The organism is Falsiroseomonas sp. E2-1-a20 (assembly GCF_051433195.1).
Lineage (GTDB): Bacteria > Pseudomonadota > Alphaproteobacteria > Acetobacterales > Acetobacteraceae > Falsiroseomonas.
On sequence record NZ_JBHMFT010000022.1, the window covers coordinates 1 to 13,884 of the forward strand.

Consider the following 13,884-nt stretch of genomic DNA (forward strand, 5'->3'; position numbering starts at 1 on the left):
GGACGGGGTGCGGGGTTTTGTGTTTCCCCCCCCCCCCGCCGCCGCGCGCCAGCACGCGCACGGCGGCGGTGTTGACGGAATGGGCGAGCGCCTCCTCCAGCGTCACCTCGCCCTGGCTGCGCCAGGTGCCGTTGCCGGGGCGCCAGCCGCCGAGGTTGGTGGGCCCGTCCGCCACCATGTCCTGCGGGCTGGCGCCGGCTTCCAGCGCGGTCAGGAAGACGAAGGGCTTGAAGGCGGAGCCGGGCTGGCGGCGGGCCTGGGTCGCGCGGTTGAACTGGCTGGTGCGGTAGTTGCGGCCGCCGGCCATGGCGCGGATGTTGCCGGTCGCGGCCTCCATCACCACCACGGCGCCCTGGCCGGCGCCGGCCCGGGTGCCGGGGCCGGCGAGCAAGGCCTCCAGCCGCGCCTCCACCACCGCCTGGATGCGCAGGTCGAGCGAGGTGCGCAGCACCAAATCGGCATTGCCGGGGAAGCGGGTGCCGAGGTCGTCCATCGCCCAGTCGGCGAACCAGCCGGCATCGCCGGAGGGGCGCGGCGCGATACGGATCGATTCGGCCGCCAGCGTCGCCTGCTGCCGGGTGAGTGCGCCGGTCTCGGCCATCGCCTCCAGCACCTCCGCCGCCCGCGCCGCCGCGGCGTCCGGCGCCGTGCGGGGGTTGAGGCGGGAGGGGGCCTTGGGCAGGCCGGCCAGCATCGCCGCCTGCCACAAATTCACCCGCGTCGCCGGCACGCCGAAATAGACCCGCGCGGCGGCATCCACCCCGAAGGCGCCGGCGCCGAGATAGACGCGGTTGAGGTAGATCTCGAGCAACTCGTCCTTGCTGAAGTGCCATTCCAGCCACAAGGCCATCACCACTTCCTGCGCCTTCCGCCACAGGCTGCGCTCCGGCGTCAGGAACAGGTTCTTCGCGAGCTGCTGGGTCAGGGTGGACCCACCCTGGGCGACGCGGCCGGTGGACCAGTTCACCCAGGCGGCGCGGGCGATGCCGATGGGGTCGAGCCCCCAATGGCTGCGGAAGCGCCGGTCCTCGATCGCCAGCAGGGCGGCGGGCAGATGCGCGGGCAATTGCCGCAGGCGCACGATCTCGCCGTGGACGTCGCCGGAGGTGGCGATGATGGTGCCGTTGGACGCCTCCAGCGTCACGCCGGCGCGGCGCGTCTGGCTGAGGGCGATATCGGTGCGCGGCAGGTCCCAGGTCAGCACCAGCACCGCCGCGCCGAGGGCCAGGGCGCCCCAGACGGAGACCAGCACCGTCCAGCGCAGCCAGCGCCAGCGGTTGCGGCGGGGCGGCGCGGGGGCGGGTGGTGGTCTGGGCGTGGGCCTGGTCGGGCCTTTTCGAGGCGGGCGGGACATCCGGCTGCAGCCTAGCACAGACGGTGGCCGCGGCCTTCAGTCGGCCAGGATCATTCCGGCCGCCTTGTCCGCCACCGCCAGCACCGTGGCGTTGATGTTGCAGACCGGGATGTCCGGGAACACCGAGGCATCCACCACCCGCAGCCGCTCCACCCCGCGCAGCCGCAGCCGCGGGTCGAGTGGCGCGCCGGACCCTTCCCCGCCCATCCGCACCGTGCAGCTCGGGTGGTAGACCGTGCCGCCGGTCTCGGCGGCGAAGCGCACCAACTCGGCCTCGGTCTCGACGGCGGCGCCGGGGCGCACCTCGGACAGGACGATGCCGCGCAACGGCTCCGCCGCCATCCATCGGCGCGCCAGGCGGATGCCACGGGCGATGGCGGCGCGGTCGGCCTCCGCCGTCAGGAAGCGCGGCGCGATGACGGGCGCCATCGCCGGGTCCGGGCCGGCGAGGCCGACGCTGCCGCGCGACTGCGGCCGGCATTGCCAGACGCCGAGGGTCAGGCCGGGCAGGTCCTCCGGCACGCCGATGCGGCCATCGGCCCAGGACAGCGGGCCGCCATTGAGCTGGATGTCCGGCGCCTCCAGCCCCGGTTCCGTCTTCGCGAAGACGCCGAACATGCCGGGCGACCAGGTCAGCACGCCATCGCCGCGCGCCAGCCAGCGCGCCACCTCGATCGCCAGGCGCGGCCAGGTGATGCGGCGGTTGGCGGACCAGCGGTGGTCCGACAGCCGCCAGGTCAGCCGCGCGATGTAGTGGTCCTGCAGGTTCTGGCCGATGCCCGGGATGTCCCGCCGCACCGCGACGCCGTGGTCCTGCAGGTGCTGCGCCGGGCCCAGGCCGGACCGCATCAGCAGATGCGGGCTGCCGATGGCGCCGGCGGCCAGGATCACCTCCCGCCGCGCCGAGACCACCTGTTCCACGCCACCGCGACGGATGCGCACGCCGGTGGCGCGGCCCTCCTCCAGCACGATGTGCAGCGCCAGGGCGTGGTCGAGCAGCGCCACGCCGCGGGCCAGCGCCGGCTTCAGGAAGGCGGTGGCCGCGGAATGCCGGCGGCGGCCGTTGCGGGTCTGCTGGAAGGTGGAGAAGCCTTCGCGGACCGGCCCGTTCATGTCGCGCGGCGTCGGCAGGCCGATGGCGGCGGCGGCATCGCGCATCCGCGCCACCAGCGGCGGCAGTTCGGCCAGGTGCTGCACATGCAGCGCCCCGGTCCGGCCACGATGCGCGCCATCCTCCTCCGCCCGCTCATAGGCGGCGAAGTGCGGCGCGAGGTCGGCCCAGGACCAGCCGGCGCACCCTTTCTGCGCCCAGAGGTCGTAGTCGGACGGATCGCCCCAGACATGCCCGAGGCCGTTGATCGAGGACGAACCGCCCAGCACCCGGCCGCGCGGGTAATCCAGGGCGCGACCGCCGGTCGCCGCATCGGGCGCGGTGGCGAAGCCCCAGGTCAGCGTCCTGTGGGTCAGGATGCGGGCATAGCCGGCCGGGATGTGCAGGTAGGGATGCCGGTCGCGCCCGCCGGCCTCGATCACCGCCACGCTGGCGCCGCCGGCCGAAAGCCGGTCCGCCAGCAGGCAGCCGGCGCTGCCGGCCCCGACGATGACGTAGTCGAAGACGCTCACGCACCCACTCCGGGCACCGGCCCGACCTCCCGCGCCACCGCCAGCATGGATCGGCGCAGCCAGGCATGGCCCGGGTCGGCCTCGAAGCGGCGGTGGAAGACCAGGCTGAGGCGGGTGTGGCGGAACTCGACCGGGCAGGGGCGCAGCGCCAGGCCGTAGGTTTCCGCCATGCGCTGCGCCAGGCGGGCGGACAGCGTCATCACCATGTCGGTGCGCGCCAGGATTTCCGGCACCGCGCCAAGATGCGCGACCACGGCGCCGAGCCGCCGGGGGAACCCCGCCTCCTGCAACGGCCCGTCGAGTGCGCCGTCGCGCGATCCGTTGGGCGAATGCAGCAGATGCGGGAAGGCGGTGAAGCGTTCCAGCGTCAGCGGGCCCTCCGCCAGCGGATGCCCGCGCCGCACCAGCGTGAGGAAATTCTCCGGCAGCAGCCGCACGCGGGTATACAGCGCCGGCGGGTCCGGCAGCACGGCGACGGCCAGCTCCGCCTCGCCCTTGGCCAGCAGGTCCAGCGCGTTGGTGCGGTCGGCGTGGCGTACCGCCAGCAGGGCGCGGGGGGCTTCCTGGTGCATCAGCTCCAGCAGCGGCGGGGCCAGCACGCTCTCGGCATATTCGGACAGCGCCACGGTGAAGACGCGGTCCGTGGTGGCGGGCTCGAAGGGGGCGTGGTCGGCGAGCGTGGTGCGCAGCCGGTCCAGCACCTCCGCCACCGGGCCGGCGAGCGAAAGCGCGAGGGCAGTGGGCTCGACGCCGCCGGGCCGGCGCAGGAACAGCTCGTCGTTCAGCGCCGCGCGCAGCCGCGCCAGGGCGTTGGAGACGGCGGGCTGCGACAGGTTCAGCTTCTCCGCCGCATGCGTCACGTGGCGCTCGCGGGCCACGGCGTCGAAGACGCGCAGCAGGTTCAGGTCGAGGGTCTGGAGATCGGCCAAGTCACGGGCATCCGGTCATTCGTCACGGTGATGATGGGTGTTCCGTCCGGCCGTTGGAAGGACCGCCCGTTCCGGCGCCATAAGGGCGCCACACCGGGTGCCCGATGCGCGCCCCCCAACGGAGCTACGGACATGAACCTCGACCCCCGCACCACCACCCCCTACGCGGCCCTGCTGCTGCGCGTCACCATGGGCGTCATGCTGCTTGCGCACGGCCTGCTGCTGAAGATCATGACCTTCGGCCTGGCGGGCACGATGGGCTTCTTCGGCTCCCTCGGCTACCCGCCGGTGCTCGGCGCCGTCATCGCCATTGCCGAGACGCTGGCCGGCATCGCGCTGATCCTCGGCATCTGGGTCCGCCCGGTGAGCCTGCTGCTGCTGCCGATCATGATCGGCGCCACGATCCAGCACGCCGGCGCCGGCTGGCTGTTCAGCGCGCCGGGCGGCGGCTGGGAATTCCCCGCCTTCTGGACCATCGCGCTGCTGGTGCAGGCCGGCCTCGGCGCCGGGGCCCATGCGGTGCGGCTTGGCCGGCCGGCCGGCCAGGGCAACGCCGCCGCCCGCGCCTGAGGCGCGCCGTTCAGCCCTTCGGTCCCGTGGAGCCGAAGCCGCCGGCGCCACGGGCGGAGTCCTGGGAGAACGACTCCACCACCGCGAAGTCCGGGCGCAGCACCGGCACGAAGATCATCTGGGCGAAGCGGTCGCCCGGTGACAGCAGGATGGGTGCCGTGCCCGGCGCGTTGCGGTTCCAGGCGCTGACCATGATCGGGCCGGTGTAGTCCGGGTCGATCAGCCCGACGAGGTTGCCCAGCACGAGCCCCTTGTGCCCCAGGCCGGACCGCGGCAGCACCAGCGCCGCCATGCCGGCATCGCCCATGTGCAGCGCGAAGCCGGCCGAAACCAGGACGGGCGGCGCGCCCGGAAGAAGCTCCAGCGGCGCCTCCAGGCAGGCATGCAGGTCCACCGCCGCGGCCATCGCGCTCTGGTGGCGCGGCAGGCCCCATTCGTGCAGCCGCGCATCCAGTACCTTCATCTCCACCCGCATCGCCCATCCCCGCCTTGTCGCGGCGCTCAATGCCTGCGCCGGGCGCGCGGGGCCAGGGGCGGCGTCAGCCGGATGTCGCGGGGCGGTACTGCGCGGGGGCGGTCGCGGCCGCCACCAGGCCCTGCTCCCGGTAGGCCGCGATGGTGTCGCGCACCCCCTCCGCATGCGGCCAGCGGGACCGGTAGCCGAGCAGGCTGCGCGCCTTGGACAGGTCGAAGGCGCGGTTGTGGGTGAAGAAGCCGACCCGGCGGCGGGACAGGGGCGGCCGCCAGCCGAAGGGCCGGCACAGCAATTCCACCGCGAGGCCGGCGGTCCAGACCGGCGCCACCGGCACCCGCAGCCGCGGCGGCTTCACCCCGCCCTCGCGCGCGATGAGTTCGACCAGCGGGGCCAGTTGCATCGGCTCGTCGGAGGCGATGTTGAACGCCTCGCCATGCACCGCCCCGGCCGGGGCCACGGCGGCCAGCAGCATGGCGTCCACATTGTCCTCGACATGGCCGAGATGGGTCCAGACCCGGCCGGAGCCGATCATCACGAAGCGCCCGGCCAGGATGGTGCGGAACAACTTCAGCATTCGCATGTCGCCGGGGCCATAGACCATGGCGGGGCGGATGGCGGTGATCGCCATGCGGGTCGGGTCCGTGCGCCGCGCCAGCTCCATCAGGGCCAGTTCGCCGGCCAGCTTGGTGCGGTGGTACAGGTCCATCGGGTTGAACGGCGTCGTCTCCCGCGCCGGGATCTCCCGCACATGGCCGTGCACGCCCACCGTGCTGCACTGGATGAAGCGGTGGGTGCCGAGCCGCAGGGCCGTCTCCGCCAGGCGCAACGCGCCCCGGTGGTTGACCCGGTCGTACATCGCCTCCGGCTGGTCGGTTTCCTGGAACATGGCGGCGACGTTGAACACCACGCCGATGCCTCGCAGCATCGCGTCCCAATCCGCATCGCCCGCCAGGTCCAGCACCTGGGCCTGGAAGCCCTGGTGCCGCAGCGCCTCGGCCTCCGCCGGGTGCAGCACCGTGCCGGTGACATCCAGGCCGTAGCCTGCCAGCCTTCGCAGCAGCGCGCCGCCGATGAACCCGGCCGCCCCCGTCACCAGGCATCGCTGGCCGGCCAGGGTCCGGACTTCGAAGGGGAGGGCTGCCGTCATGAATGATCCTCGCGCAATGTTTTCGGGCTGGCCTGAGCCTGGATAACAGCCAGGCTGGTGACGAGTTTTCCTTTCCAGGCCCAGCGATGGACCCGCGCCGCGATCCGCACCTCGGCAAAGCCGGCCACCCCTACCATGCGCGACAGGTCGGATGCGGCATGGAATCGAACGCGGTCGCGCAGCAGGTGGCGGTGCAGCAGGCCGAGCAGCGCGGTGGCGGGCGCGCCGTCCCGGGCCCGGTCCAGCAGCAGCAGCCGGCCGCCGGGTTTCAGGGCGTGCCGCATCCGCCGGAAGGCGGCGACCGGGTCGGCGAAGTAGTGCGCGCAGTTCAGGCAGGTGACGAGGTCGAAGCCGGTTCCCTCAACGCCCGCCGGCGCGCCGGGCGCTTCCCAATCCATCCGCTCGAAGCGCAGGCCGGGGTAGGCGGCGCCGGCGGCACGCGCCAAGGCGACCATGCGCGCCGAAAGGTCCACCCCGAGGGCCTCGATCGCTGGCTGGTCCGTCGCCATCCGGCGCAGCAGATGGCCGGTGCCGCAGCCGATGTCGAGCACCCGGGCGCCGGCCGGCAGCTTCCCGGCCAGGCCCAGCACCAGCTCGCCATGGGCCTGGTACCAGCCGGCCCGCTTGTGGCTGTCGTAGCCGTCCGCGACGGAGTCGAAATACGCCTCGACCGATCCGGCCATCCATCCTGCCTCTGCCTTGTCACAACAACGGTTCGGCGCCTTGGCAGTTGCATCCGGCGCCGGCTGCTGGTCCAGTCACGCTGCATGGCACCGGGCGCCGCGCCGGACGTTCAAGTCTTTCCAGGCCAGGGAGGCGGCGGCGACACGGCAGGAGGCGGAGGCGCTGGTGGCGCGGGAGCGGCCGGGCTGGCAGGTGGTGGAGGTGGTCGAGGTGAACGACGAAAGCGGGCCGTCGAGCGAGATCACCATCCGCAGGGGAGACCGGACTCTGAAGGAAGACCGGCACCTGACCCTGCTGGTGGCCGAGGATGGCCGCGTCGCGGGTGAGCGCGGTTGAGCACCAGGCCGCCACTGGCGGGGCTGGTCCTGATGCTGCTGGCCGGCGCCCTGCTGGCCGGCTGCGGCACGCCGCTGCGCAGCGCCGCGGGTGGCGAGGCCGAATACCTGCCGGAGGACCTGCCGCGCCCCCGCGCGCGCCGACCCTCCTCCGAACGCCCACCCTGGCTGCCGGTGCTGCCGCCCAACATCCCCCGCATCCGCATGGATGAGGGGTTGCGCGCCAACCTCGGCTGAGTCGGGGATCACCCGATGGCCTGCGGCAGGAAGGCGCCGTTGTAGTAGGGGGTGACGCGCAGCGGCTTGCGCGCGGCATAGACGTAGGCCGGGTGGTAGATCATGTGGATGATCGCTTCCTCCCCGATCGCGATCTCCGCCGCCTCCGCGAACAGCGCGTTGCGCGCCGTCTCGTCCATCGTGGTCAGCGCGCGCGCCACCAGCGCATCGGCGCGCGGGCTGGAATGGCGGGTTCGGTTGGCGGTGCCGAGCCCGGCCTCCCGGTTCCAGGTGTGCACCAGGGCACGGTAGGCGTAGCTGACATTGTCGGCGCCGTACTGCGCCGCCATCAGGCTGAAGGCCTGGCGCGCCGCCTGCGGGAAGTAGCTGGCATTGGGCAGGGTCGAGACCTCCGTCCGGATGCCGATGCGCGACCAGAACTGCGCGATGGCCTGCGCCACCTTCTCGTCGTTGGGGTAGCGGTCGTTGGTGGCGTGCAGGGTCGCCTGGAAGCCCTCCGGGTAGCCGGCCTCCGCCAGCAGCCGCTTCGCAAGCTCCGGATCGTAGGGGGTGACGCCGAGCCTGGCGGAGGTGCCGGGCGTGCCTTCGGGCAGCAGGTTGGAGGCGACCGTCGCCGCGCCCTCCATCACCCGGTCGACGATGGCGGCGCGGTTGATGGCGTGCGACATGGCGCGCCGCACGCGGGCATCCTTCAGCGGGTTGCGCGTCATCGGCTGGCCGTTGTTGTCGCGGATGAACGGCGTCACGTCGCGGTCCATGTCCATCGCCACGTACATCACCCGCATGCCGGCAGTCTGCGAGACCTCCAGCGCCGCATCCCGGCGCAGGCGCGGGATGTCCTGCACCGTCACCTCGTCGATCGCCTGCACGTCGGCGGACAGCAGGGCGGCGACGCGGCTCGCGTCGGTGGACATCACCCGGTACTGCGCCTGCGCGATCGCCGGCGTGGCGCCGGACCAGTGCGGGTTGCGGCGCATGGCGACGAATTCGCCGAAGCGGTAATCCTCCAGCGCGTAGGGGCCGGAGAAGACCTTCACCTCGCGGGCGTTGAAATCGGCGGTGCGCAGTCCTTCGCCGAGCGATTTCGAGATGACGGCAATTTCCGTCATGTCCTCGACCATGAAGGGGTAGGGCTGCGCGGTGTGCAGGTGCAGCGTGCGCGCATCCTTCACCTCGACCTTGGTGATGGCGCGGACGAAGATGTGATAGGCGCCGGGCGAGCCCTCGATGCGCGGCACGCGCCACAGGCTGAAGGCGACATCCTCGGCGGTGAGGGGGCTGCCGTCGCTGAACTTCAGGCCGGCGCGCAGGGTGAACTCCCAGATCCGGCCATCGCCGATCGTGCGCCAGGATTCCGCGATGCCGGGCTCCGGCTTGCCGGCCGGCGTCATGCCGACGAAGCGCGCATGCAGGGCGCGCAGGATGGCCTGTTCGCCGGACAGGCGGAAATGCGGATCCATGGAGGTCGGGCTGAGCTTGATGCCGGCGCGCAGCCGGGTTTCGGGCGCGGATTGCGCCCGCGCCGGCTTCGCGGACGGTGTCGCGGCGAGCGCCGCGGCGCCGGCCATGGCCTTGAGGAACTCGGCCCTTTTCATGAATGTCTCCCATCGGGTCTTGCTGCCCTGGGGCGACTATCGGACCGCCCCGGCACCGATTGCAAGCATCGCCGGGGTGCGGCGCGCGGCGCGGCGGGCTAGCCTTGGCGCGAAGCCGGGACCGGGAGCGCCGCATGGACAGCCTGATGACCACCACGCCGAAGCAGGTCGGGCTGTGCCCGCAACGCCTGGCCCGCATCGATACCTGGCGGGACCGGCTGGTGGCGGAGGGCAGGCTGGCCGGGGCGACGACACTGGTGTTCCGGCGCGGCCAGGTGGCGCATCTCGGCAGCAGCGGGCTGGCGGACCTCGCGCGCGGCACCCCGATGACGCCGGAGACGATCCACCGCATCTATTCCATGACCAAGCCGCTCACCAGCGTGGCCATCATGATGCTGTACGAGGAAGGCCGCTTCCAGCTCGATGACCCGATCAGCCGATTCATGCCGGGCTTCGCCGGCCAGCGCGTCTGCACCGGCGGCGCGCGCGGCAAGCTGGAGACGCTGCCGGCGATGCGCGACATCACCTTCCGCGACCTGCTGACCCACACCTCCGGCCTGACCTATGGCTTCATGCAGGCGACCGCGGTGGATGCGCTGTACCGGGAGCACGGCATCGATTTCGGCGGTGCCGAGACCAGCCTGGGCGAGGTGGTGGAGGCGCTGGCGGCGCTGCCGCTGATCGCGGAGCCGGGGACGGCCTGGAACTACAGCGTCTCGACGGACGTGCTCGGGCATCTGGTGGCGGTGCTGTCGGGCCAGCCCTTCGACCGCTTCCTGCAGGACCGCCTGATCGGCCCGCTCGGCATGGTCGATACCGGGTTCCAGGTGCCCGACGGGCAGGGCGCGCGTTTCGCGGCGAACTACGCCCTCGGTGCCGACCGGTTCCTGAAGCTGATCGACGACCCCGCCACCAGCCGCTACCTGGCGCCGCGCAAGGTGCATTCCGGCGGCGGCGGGCTGGTCTCCACGGCCGCGGACTACCTGCGGTTCTGCCGGATGCTGCTGAACAAGGGCGAGCTGGACGGCGTGCGCTACCTCGGCCGCAAGACCATCGAGCTGATGATGACGAACCACCTGCGCGGCGACATGGCGGCGATGGGCCAGCCGCGCTGGTCCGAGAGCACGGCGGAGGGCATCGGCTTCGGGCTGGGCTTTTCCGTCACGCTGGACCCGGCGCGGGCGCAGATCCTGGGCACGCCCGGGGAATGCGCCTGGGGCGGCGCCGCCAGCACCGCCTTCTGGGTCGATCCGGCGGAGGAGATGGCGGTGATCCTGCTGACGCAGCTCATGCCCTCCTACACCTGGCCGCTGCGGCGGGAGCTGCGGGTGCTGAGCTACCAGGCGGTGATCGACTGAGCCTGGCGTTCCTACCCTTTCTGGTTGCGGCGCTGCGCCCAGCGCAGCAGCCAGCCGGCGACGCCCTTTGCCTTGGCCACGGAATCGCGCAGCGCGTTCAGCTCCGCCTCGACCCGGCTGCGGGCGAGTGCGGCTTCCACCGCCTGGCCGCGGGCGACCTGGCGGGCTTCCTCCAGCTCCGCCAGGCGGCCGGCCAGGAAGGCATCGGCGCCGCGTTCCTCGACCTCCCGCAGGCGGCGCTGCGCCTCGGCCAGGTCGCGGCGAAGCTGCTCGACCTCCGCCGCTTCGGGCGCGGGACGGCTGGTGGATTTGGCGTGGGCGCGGGGCTTGGCCCTGCCGGGGCCCTTGGGGGGCGCCTTGGGGGGGCGGCGACCCATCCTGTGCCGCCCGAGCCCGCTAATCCGACGCTTTCGCTCCGCCACCGACGGTGCCCTCCGTGCCGGAGGCGGCCGCCGCTTCGGCGTCCTTGAGCTTCTGCTCCTGCTTCTTCTGCGCCTTCTCCTGCGCCTTGGCTTCCTTGGCCATGTTGCGCTGCGCGCGCTCGAAATCGTAGTTCGGTTTACGCATCTTCAGTCTCCCGCGGAGAATTCCGACGTCCCACGGCCATGCCGCCACGGCAAGGCCGGTGCCGGACGCGCGCGACCCTGCCTCAACGCAATGGGCCGCAGCAGCCGTGATGGTGTCCCCGGCGGGATTCGAACCCACGGCCCCCAGATTAGGAATCTGGTGCTCTATCCGGCTGAGCTACGGAGACGCCGCGGGCAGATTACCACAGGCCGCCGCCGCCCGGCGAGGGGGCGCGTGGGAAGGGAAAGCCCGAGCCCGGCAGCGTGGCAAGCCTTGACACAAAACGGGCCCGGCGCGACATGAAAAAATGCGCAAGACACGCAACGTCTCGCTGACGCCCCAGCTCGATGCCTTCATCGATGCCCGCGTCGCCACGGGCCGTTACCGCAGTTCCAGCGAGGTGGTGCGCGCAGCCCTTCGACTTCTGGCCGAAGCCGAGGCGCTTCCCGCCGAGCGCCTGATGCCACCTTCCACCATCGGCGCCTGGGATTCGGAGGAACGCTTCCGACTGGTTGCCGAAAGCACGCCTGCCATGTTGTGGATGGGCGACCGGGACGGGACCTGCATCTACCTCAACCGGGCACTCCGCGAATTCTGGGGCGTCGCGCCGGACGCCACGCCCGGCTTCGCCTGGAACAGCGTTCTGCATCCCGATGATGCGTCCGCGGTGTACGCCGCGGTGCAGGCTGGCATGCAGGACCGCTCGGGTTTCCTGGTGGAGGGCCGCTACCGTCACGCCGACGGCGGCTGGCGCATCCTGCGGACCGAGGCGCGGCCGCGGTACAGCCCGCAGGGCGAGTTCCTGGGCATGGTCGGCGTCAACGCCGACATCACCGAGGCGCGGCAGGCGGAGACGGCGCTGCTGCAGCGCGACGCGCGGCTGCGGGACCTGCTGGCGACGCTCGACCTGGCGGCGATCCTGGTGCGCGACCTGGACGGCACGATCCGCTTCTGGTCCGCCGGCTGCGTGCAGATCTATGGCTGGACGGCGGAGGAGGCGGTGGGGCGCCGGGTGCATGACCTGCTCGGCACCCGGCTCCCCGTGCCGCCGGCGGAGGCGGAGGCAGTGCTCCTGCGCGACGGCCAGTGGCGCGGCGACCTGGAACAGCACCGGCGCGATGGCTCCTCGCTGGTGGTCTCGGCGCAGAAGTCGGTGCGGCGCGATGCCGACGACCAGGTGGTGGCGATCGCCGAGAGCCTGACGGATGTCACCCTGCTGCGCCGCGCCGAGGCCGGGCTGCGCGAAAGCGAGGAACGGCTGCGCCTGGCGCAGGAAGCCGCGGGCTTCGGCATCTTCGACTGGAACATCCAGACCGGGGCCGCCACCTGGTCCCCCGAGATGTACCGGCTGCACGCCATCGACCCGGACCTGCCGCGGGACCGCCTGGTGGAGGCCTGGGTGGAGCGGCTGCACCGGGATGACCGTCCGGCGGCGGAGGCCGCGATGCGGCAGGCCCTGGCCAGCCAGGACCCGCTGCAGATCGAGTTCCGTGTCGTGCTGCCGGACGGCACCATGCGATGGGTGCTGGCCCGGGGCCAGGTGCGGCACGATGCGGAGGGCAGGCCCTCCCGCATGGTCGGGGTCAACATCGATGTCTCCGGATTGCGTCTGGCCGAGGCCAAGGCGCTGGAGAGCGAGGCGCGACAGCGCGCATTGTTCGATGCCGCGCCCTTCGCCGTCATCGTCATCGACCCGGACACCCACGCCATCCTGGACGTGAACCAGCGCGCCTGCGACGACTACGGCTATGCGCGGGCGGATTTCCTGCGCCTGACCATCGCCGATGTCGATGCGATCGGCGATTCGGAGGCGATCCGCGCCCGCGGCCGCGCCCGCGGCGTCGGGCCCAGGGCGCAGGAATTCGAGGCCCGCCATCGCATCGCCAGCGGCGTCGTGCGCGACGTGCTGGTGCGCGTGCAGGGCCTGGAACTGGGCGGCCGCCGGCTGACCTACGGCGCACATATCGACATCACCGACCGCAAGGCCGCCGAGGCGGCGCTGCGCGCCAGCGAGGCGCGGCTGCGCCTGGCGCTGGAGGCGGCGGAGTTCGGCACCTGGGAATACGATGCCCGCCACGACCGCGGCATCCGCAAGGGACTGCTGAGCGACGAGTTCCCGGAACTCTCGACCGCCGGCTTCGACCTGGCCGCCTGGCTCCGCCCGATCCATGTCGAGGACCGCCCGCGCGTGGAGGCCAGCCTGCGCGCGGTGCTGGCGGGCGATGCCCCGCGCTTCGAGGCGGAGTTCCGGCTGGGCCGGACGGAGGGCGGCTGGCGCTGGATCTCCTCGCGCGGCGCGGTGGTCGAGTTCGATCCGGCGACCGGCACGCCGGTGATGGTGGCGGGCGTCGCGCGGGACATCACCGAAAGCCGCCGCGCCGAGGAACGCCAGGCGCTGCTGGCGCGGGAAGTCGACCACCGGGCCAAGAACGCCCTGGCCGTGGTGCAGGCCGCGCTGCGCCTGACCCGCGCGCCGGACCTGCCCAGCTACATCCGCGCGATCGAGGGCCGCGTCGGCGCCCTGGCACGCACGCAGACCCTGCTGGCGGAAAACCGGTGGAACGGCGCCGATCTGCGGGCGCTGCTGCAGGGCGAGATCGCACCCTTCATCGGTGGCCAGCGCGTGCTGCTGGACGGGCCGCTCGTGGCGCTGGCGCCGATGACGGCGCAGGCCCTGGCCATGGCGGTGCACGAACTGGCGACCAATGCCGTGAAGCACGGCGCGCTTTCGGTGGCCACGGGGCGTGTCGCCATCACCTGGTCGCTGCAGGGGGAGGGCGCCCGAAGCCTGCGGCTGCACTGGACCGAAGCCGGCGGCCCGCCGGTGCCCGAACGCCCGCCACGCCGCGGCTTCGGCTCCCGGGTGCTGGACGCGACGCTGCGCGGGCAACTTGGTGGCTGCGTCGAACTCGAATGGCGACGGGACGGCCTTGCGTGCACCGTGGCGGTGCCGCTGGCGCCGCCAGGGGACCCTGGCCTGCCCGGTTGAGGCGCCTGGTGGTGCATCGGC

At 72.6% G+C, this 13,884-nt stretch carries 14 protein-coding genes and 1 tRNA gene; 5 read left to right on the forward strand and 10 right to left on the reverse strand.

Annotation, left to right across the window (positions count from 1 at the left end; genetic code table 11):
* The 3 genes from ACFHPP_RS21860 to ACFHPP_RS21870 form a co-directional block, all read right to left on the reverse strand.
* Nucleotides 1-1,354 (reverse strand): transglycosylase domain-containing protein (locus ACFHPP_RS21860; protein WP_437165358.1); only part of this gene is annotated, 1,354 nt, incomplete at its 3' end.
* A gap of 36 nt (nt 1,355-1,390) precedes the next feature.
* Complete coding sequence (locus ACFHPP_RS21865) at nt 1,391-2,977, reverse strand: GMC family oxidoreductase (RefSeq protein ID WP_437165359.1); 1,587 nt, start codon at nt 2,975-2,977, stop codon at nt 1,391-1,393.
* Nucleotides 2,974-3,906, reverse strand: coding sequence for a LysR family transcriptional regulator (locus ACFHPP_RS21870; protein ID WP_437165360.1), 933 nt, complete (start codon nt 3,904-3,906; stop codon nt 2,974-2,976). The genes ACFHPP_RS21865 and ACFHPP_RS21870 overlap by 4 nt, the downstream gene beginning before the upstream one ends.
* A gap of 132 nt (nt 3,907-4,038) precedes the next feature.
* On the opposite strand from ACFHPP_RS21870, the gene ACFHPP_RS21875 reads away from it, so the two are divergent.
* On the forward strand, nt 4,039-4,476 hold the full coding sequence (locus tag ACFHPP_RS21875; protein ID WP_437165361.1) for a DoxX family protein: 438 nt from the start codon (nt 4,039-4,041) through the stop codon (nt 4,474-4,476).
* 10 nt (nt 4,477-4,486) lie between these two features.
* Here the strand turns inward: ACFHPP_RS21875 and dut are convergent, their stop codons facing one another.
* The 3 genes from dut to ACFHPP_RS21890 form a co-directional block, all read right to left on the reverse strand.
* On the reverse strand, nt 4,487-4,951 hold the full coding sequence (dut, locus tag ACFHPP_RS21880; RefSeq protein WP_437165362.1) for a dUTP diphosphatase: 465 nt from the start codon (nt 4,949-4,951) through the stop codon (nt 4,487-4,489).
* Between the two features lie 64 nt (nt 4,952-5,015).
* A complete protein-coding gene (locus ACFHPP_RS21885) occupies nt 5,016-6,098 on the reverse strand; it encodes an NAD-dependent epimerase/dehydratase family protein (protein ID WP_437165363.1) in 1,083 nt (360 codons plus the stop codon).
* Complete coding sequence (locus ACFHPP_RS21890) at nt 6,095-6,781, reverse strand: class I SAM-dependent methyltransferase (RefSeq protein ID WP_437165364.1); 687 nt, start codon at nt 6,779-6,781, stop codon at nt 6,095-6,097. The genes ACFHPP_RS21885 and ACFHPP_RS21890 overlap by 4 nt, the downstream gene beginning before the upstream one ends.
* Before the next feature lie 40 nt (nt 6,782-6,821).
* Here ACFHPP_RS21890 and ACFHPP_RS21895 point away from each other — a divergent pair, with 40 nt between their 5' ends.
* Together ACFHPP_RS21895 and ACFHPP_RS21900 are read left to right on the forward strand one after the other, a co-directional pair.
* Nucleotides 6,822-7,118, forward strand: a complete 297-nt coding sequence (locus ACFHPP_RS21895) for a hypothetical protein (RefSeq protein WP_437165365.1) — start codon at nt 6,822-6,824, stop codon at nt 7,116-7,118.
* Nucleotides 7,115-7,354: a hypothetical protein gene (locus ACFHPP_RS21900; RefSeq protein WP_437165366.1), complete on the forward strand. Its 240-nt coding sequence runs from the start codon at nt 7,115-7,117 to the stop codon at nt 7,352-7,354. The genes ACFHPP_RS21895 and ACFHPP_RS21900 overlap by 4 nt, the downstream gene beginning before the upstream one ends.
* A gap of 8 nt (nt 7,355-7,362) precedes the next feature.
* Here the strand turns inward: ACFHPP_RS21900 and ACFHPP_RS21905 are convergent, their stop codons facing one another.
* Nucleotides 7,363-8,949, reverse strand: coding sequence for an ABC transporter substrate-binding protein (locus ACFHPP_RS21905; RefSeq protein WP_437165367.1), 1,587 nt, complete (start codon nt 8,947-8,949; stop codon nt 7,363-7,365).
* Nucleotides 8,950-9,083: 134 nt separating this feature from the next.
* Here ACFHPP_RS21905 and ACFHPP_RS21910 point away from each other — a divergent pair, with 134 nt between their 5' ends.
* Entirely contained in the window at nt 9,084-10,307 is a 1,224-nt protein-coding gene (locus ACFHPP_RS21910; RefSeq protein ID WP_437165368.1) for a serine hydrolase domain-containing protein, read from the forward strand.
* Between the two features lie 11 nt (nt 10,308-10,318).
* Here the strand turns inward: ACFHPP_RS21910 and ACFHPP_RS21915 are convergent, their stop codons facing one another.
* The 3 genes from ACFHPP_RS21915 to ACFHPP_RS21925 form a co-directional block, all read right to left on the reverse strand.
* Nucleotides 10,319-10,684 (reverse strand): hypothetical protein, encoded by a 366-nt coding sequence (locus tag ACFHPP_RS21915; protein ID WP_437165369.1) that lies wholly within the window; start codon nt 10,682-10,684, stop codon nt 10,319-10,321.
* Between the two features lie 19 nt (nt 10,685-10,703).
* Complete coding sequence (locus ACFHPP_RS21920; protein ID WP_437165370.1) at nt 10,704-10,874, reverse strand: hypothetical protein; 171 nt, start codon at nt 10,872-10,874, stop codon at nt 10,704-10,706.
* Between the two features lie 110 nt (nt 10,875-10,984).
* Nucleotides 10,985-11,061: transfer RNA gene (locus tag ACFHPP_RS21925), tRNA-Arg, on the reverse strand.
* A gap of 120 nt (nt 11,062-11,181) precedes the next feature.
* On the opposite strand from ACFHPP_RS21925, the gene ACFHPP_RS21930 reads away from it, so the two are divergent.
* Complete coding sequence (locus ACFHPP_RS21930) at nt 11,182-13,863, forward strand: type II toxin-antitoxin system ParD family antitoxin (protein WP_437165371.1); 2,682 nt, start codon at nt 11,182-11,184, stop codon at nt 13,861-13,863.
* The last annotated feature ends 21 nt before the right edge of the window (nt 13,864-13,884 follow it).